Origin of the sequence: Streptomyces sp. NPDC127092 (assembly GCF_042722475.1) — a bacterium.
Taxonomy (GTDB): domain Bacteria; phylum Actinomycetota; class Actinomycetes; order Streptomycetales; family Streptomycetaceae; genus Streptomyces.
Genome location: NZ_JBHXFE010000108.1, coordinates 1 through 3099, shown reverse-complemented (window position 1 = coordinate 3099; position 3099 = coordinate 1). Strand labels below are relative to the sequence as shown.

3 protein-coding genes, 2 tRNA genes and 1 other annotated feature are annotated in these 3099 nt (G+C 67.7%); of the genes, 4 read left to right on the top strand and 1 reads right to left on the bottom strand.

Translation table 11 applies throughout. The annotated features are described in order from the left end of the window. Positions 1 to 70 precede the first annotated feature (70 nt). From ACFWJO_RS37505 to ACFWJO_RS37490, 4 genes are all read left to right on the top strand, one after another. Positions 71 to 144, top strand: a tRNA-Ile gene (locus ACFWJO_RS37505). Between the two features lie 58 nt (positions 145 to 202). Then, positions 203 to 364: a hypothetical protein gene (locus ACFWJO_RS37500; protein ID WP_181161587.1), complete on the top strand. Its 162-nt coding sequence runs from the start codon at positions 203 to 205 to the stop codon at positions 362 to 364. An 11-nt stretch (positions 365 to 375) separates the two neighbouring features. Next, positions 376 to 448: transfer RNA gene (locus tag ACFWJO_RS37495), tRNA-Ala, on the top strand. Positions 449 to 798: 350 nt separating this feature from the next. Beyond that, positions 799 to 2042 (top strand): IS3 family transposase gene (locus tag ACFWJO_RS37490; protein ID WP_386872598.1). Its coding sequence is split into 2 segments (ribosomal slippage): positions 799 to 1072 and positions 1072 to 2042, totalling 1245 coding nucleotides; the frame shifts between segments, so codons are not numbered across the junction. Then, positions 1068 to 1202, top strand: a sequence feature (AL1L pseudoknot). Its footprint overlaps the gene before it by 135 nt. Before the next feature lie 223 nt (positions 2043 to 2265). On the opposite strand, the gene ACFWJO_RS37485 is transcribed toward ACFWJO_RS37490, so the two are convergent. Beyond that, on the bottom strand, positions 2266 to 2967 hold the full coding sequence (locus ACFWJO_RS37485; RefSeq protein WP_386872600.1) for a ZIP family metal transporter: 702 nt from the start codon (positions 2965 to 2967) through the stop codon (positions 2266 to 2268). Positions 2968 to 3099 lie beyond the last annotated feature (132 nt).

Below are 3099 nucleotides of genomic sequence, written 5' to 3'. Positions count from 1 at the left end.
TTGCCGGTCCGGTGGGGTAATCTTCCGACTCGGTTCAGGGAACTGCGCGAGATGAGTTTCCAGACTTCAGGGGCCTATAGCTCAGGCGGTTAGAGCGCTTCGCTGATAACGAAGAGGTCCCAAGTTCAAGTCTTGGTACGCCCACTCCCACCACACAGAGCCCCGGTCCGCTGGGGCTCCGTTCGTCTCCGGAGGTCTTCCCATGGGTCGACTGGCACGCGTGGCCCTCGTGGTCAGCGCCGCGGCAGCCGCCTATGGGGCGCGTTTCTGGCGGGAGAACAGTGCGGGGAAGGACGTCTGGGCCACGGCCACGGACGACCTGCCGGAGGACGCCGACGGCGTCGAGCCGGCACCGGAGGACTGACCCGTCCTCACGGGAGCATGGCGCAATTGGTAGCGCACCTGCTTTGCAAGCAGGGGGTTAGGGGTTCGAGTCCCCTTGCCTCCACCGAGGGTGTTTCAGGGAATGGGAGCGACGAACCCAGGAAATGAAGCACCGAGGGGCCCGAGTCGCAGATGATGCGGCTCGGACCCCTTTTTCATGCCCTCCAACGGCCCCCAGAACCGCCTTCTCCCGCAGTTGTGGCGCAGGACAAGGGGCCGACCCGCCTTCGGAAGTGGCCGCGGGCATGAAAATGCCCCCACCCGGACGAATCCGGGCAGGGGCGAATGGCCCTTCGTCGCTCAGGCGGCGGGACCAGATGACTCGCGGAGGACCGGCACGAAGACCGGCTTGAGTTGTACTGAAGCGTCCCGGGTGTGATGCCGCTTCCTTTCGAGTTCGAGAGGATGTTGTTCATGCCGAAGAAGTTCGATCCCGAGGTGAAGGACCGCGCGGTGCGGATGGTCCTGGACCGTGTCGAGGAAGCCGGGTCAGTCACGAAGGCCGTGGCTTTGGTGTCGCCGAAGGTCGACGTGGGGCGCGAGACCTTGCGCCGCTGGGTCTGTCAGCACCGCGTCGACGCCGGCCTCAAGGACGGGCCGACCAGCGATGACCTGGCCGAGCTCAAGCGCCTGCGCGGCGAGGTCAAGCGATTGCGGGAGGACAACGAGATCCTGCGCAAGGCCTCGATTTTCTTCGCGGGGGAGCTCGACCCCCGCAACCGATGATCATGGGATTCATCGATCAGATGCGCGCCAAGGGGCATGCGGTCGAGTCGATCTGCAGGGTGCTCCGTCAGGAGGGCTGTCAGATCGCCGCACGCACCTACCGGGCGTGGCGCCGCCGCAGCGCGTCGGCTCGTGACACGTCCGACGCGGTCCTGCTCAACGTCCTGCACGACCTTGTCGGCACCCCGGAAGGGCTGTACGGGCGTCGGAAGATGACCGCGTGGCTGCGTCGAGAAGGTCACCAGGTCGGCGCCGCTCGTGTGGACCGGCTCATGCGGGTTGCGGGGATGAACGGTGTGCGTCGAGGCAGGCCAGTGCGCACCACCGTCCCGGCCAAGGACGGCTGCCGTGCCGGTGACCTGCTCAATCGAGACTTCACCGCGGCCGCGCCGAACACGAAGTGGGTCGCGGACTTCACCTATGTGCGCACGTGGGCGGGCTTCGTATACGTCGCGTTCGTGCTGGACTGCTACTCGCAGAGAATCCTCGCCTGGCATGCCGCGACGGCCAAGACGACCCCGCTGGTCCTGACCCCGCTGCGGACCGCGTTGTGGGACCGTGACCGGCACGGGCACCCTGTGCAGCCCGGCGAGCTGATCGCGCACAGCGATGCCGGGTCGCAGTACACGAGCCTTCGCTTCGCCGAGCACCTGGCCGCCGAGGGCATCGCCGCGTCCATCGGGACCGTCGCCGATGCGTATGACAACGCGCTCATGGAATGCGTCATCGGCTTGTACAAGACCGAGTGCATCACCACCACGATCTTCCACAACGGCCCGTACAAGACCATCGCCGACGTCGAGTACGCCACCGCCGGATGGGTCGAGTGGTACAACAATCGAAGGCTCCACTCGTCCCTGGCTATGACCACCCCGGCCGAGTACGAGACTGCCTACTACGCCGCCCTCAACCGAGAGCTGGCACCCACATAGGAGCGGCACGAAACCCGGGACGCTTCATCCTGAGTCGGCCGGTGGGGGTCAGGGGTGCGTTAGCGTGAGTCATGAGTGGGTCTTTTCGGGCAGGTGGGTTGTTGAGGAACTTCCATCCTGCGGGAGAGGCCCACTCGTCTCATCTCAGCCGGCGCCTCGTGGCAAGAACCTCATGACCCACAACATCTAGCCCGCGGGAAGCAGTCGGCCCCGTCTCGCCCCCTCACCCCACCAGGGACAGGAACGCACCGAGCGCGAAGCCGACCACGGTGAGGAGCCCGGCCCTCTCCCCGCCCTTCTCGCGGGCCTCGGGGATCATCGTGTCGATCAGCATGACCAGCAGGGCGCCGGCCGCGAAGCCCTGGATGCCGCCGGTCAGGGCGGGGGAGGCGACGTCGGCGATCAGCCCGCCGCCCCACGTCGCCAGAGCGCAGACCACCGCCACGAGCGACCACTGGATCAGCAGGTGGCGCCGCGTCTTGCCGCCGTCGAGGGAGTCGGCCGTGGCGGCGATGGACTCGGGCAGGTTGGACATGAAGATCGCCACGAGCAGCGCGAGGGACACGCCCTCGCCCGCGGCCAGCCCGATGCCCAGCACGATCTGTTCCGGGATGCCATCCAGCAGCGCGCCCACGGTCAGCGCCGCGCCCGAGGACGAGCCGCCGGACCTCGCGGCGGAGCGCTCCACTGCACGATCTCCGAGGAAGTAGGCGGCCGCGCCGAGCGTCAGCCCGATGCCGACGGCGGCAGGTCCGGCCGCCTGCACGCCCGCCTCCGCGAGCTCGAAGGACACGGACGCGATCAGGGCGCCGGCGCCGAAGGCGAGCACGAGTCCGATCGTGCCCATGTGCCAGCGGCGCAGGGTCGCCAGGACGGCGCCCACGAGCAGGGAGGACGCGGCGACTGCGCCCCACATCAGGGTCATCACGGCAGCCAGGCTACGCGCTGACCGGGGACGACGCCAGTTGAGTCCCTGATAGTGGTGTAACCCTCCCCGGTCGCCAACACCGTCCCCTTCACGGACGCGGTCACCGTGGGAGCCTTCGAGCGAACCTTC

Bases quoted from the DNA above. Each gene is read 5' to 3' on its own strand.
- ACFWJO_RS37500 (WP_181161587.1), top strand. From the start codon at position 203: ATGGGTCGACTGGCACGCGTGGCCCTCGTGGTCAGCGCCGCGGCAGCC.
- ACFWJO_RS37485 (WP_386872600.1), bottom strand. From the start codon at position 2,967: ATGACCCTGATGTGGGGCGCAGTCGCCGCGTCCTCCCTGCTCGTGGGC.